Source organism: Thalassolituus sp. UBA2009 (assembly GCF_002335285.1).
In the GTDB taxonomy this organism is placed as follows: Bacteria; Pseudomonadota; Gammaproteobacteria; order Pseudomonadales; family Oceanobacteraceae; genus Venatoribacter; species Venatoribacter alkanivorans.
Map to the genome: position 1 here is coordinate 51,488 of NZ_DDCJ01000081.1, position 540 is coordinate 52,027.

Below are 540 nucleotides of genomic sequence, written 5' to 3' on the forward strand. Positions count from 1 at the left end.
TGCCGCTGCGGATCGGATTCAGGCACCAGCAGATCGTGACTGCTGCCAAAGTGCAATTCAATACGGGCAATAATATCGGCAACTTCTGCATCGTTAGCGCCCCGCGCCAGACCATCGGCCAATAAGGCCGCGACCACCGGCTGACGTTCGTGAGCACGTACGCTGCAACCCAGAGTCGCCAGCACAAAGCTGTCACGACCAAGACCTGCGGTGGCATCCAGCACCGAGGGTTTGTACGAACCACTCACTCCCACCGCTTTGGCAATATCCTGCCCGAGACCGCCGCCAAATTTACGCCGGTGCGCCGCAGCTCCGGCAGAAAAATCAACACGTACCGCGGTGCGCAGATTATTGCCCTGACGCAGGCTCAGACCGTCATAGTCAAAGCACAGATGAAAACCATCCTGCTGCAACAGGGATTTAGATGCCAGTGTCAGACCGTAGCGTTCACACAGTTCCCGGACTTCACTGTCCGATTCACGCACCAGATTGATTAGTTCAGTCACAACCTATCCGTTCTCAGACAAAAAACAGCAGCAA

Annotated in this window: 1 protein-coding gene; it reads right to left on the reverse strand. The window is 55.7% G+C overall.

Annotated elements, in window-relative coordinates:
• Positions 1 to 506: class I SAM-dependent methyltransferase (locus B3P58_RS10360; RefSeq protein WP_286717378.1), on the reverse strand; the 506-nt coding region annotated here is incomplete at its 3' end.
• Positions 507 to 540 lie beyond the last annotated feature (34 nt).